This window comes from Paenibacillus sp. 203 (assembly GCF_037027525.1).
GTDB lineage: Bacteria > Bacillota > Bacilli > Paenibacillales > Paenibacillaceae > Paenibacillus > Paenibacillus polymyxa_B.
In genome coordinates, this window is record NZ_JAXCHD010000094.1 from 1 (window position 1) to 251 (window position 251).

Genomic DNA, 251 nt, shown 5'->3' on the forward strand with positions numbered 1-251 from the left:
AGATAGGTTGGGGGTGGAAGTGCAGTAATGCATGGAGCTGACCAATACTAATCGGTCGAGGGCTTATCCTAAAAATAAAACGCAAATGAGTTTCGGATCCAGTTTTCAGGGTGTAACCTTGAATGTAGAATTTACGATGTAAATTCATGTTTGGTGGCGATAGCGGAGGGGTTCCACACGTACCCATCCCGAACACGACCGTTAAGCCCTCCAGCGCCGATGGTACTTGGACCGCAGGGTCCTGGGAGAGT

Annotated in this window: 1 rRNA gene; it reads left to right on the forward strand. The window is 49.4% G+C overall.

Features of this window, described 5'->3' with window-relative positions:
• Window positions 1-149: 149 nt before the first annotated feature.
• A 5S ribosomal RNA gene (gene rrf / locus WA407_RS26555) occupies window positions 150-251 on the forward strand; the annotation flags it as partial.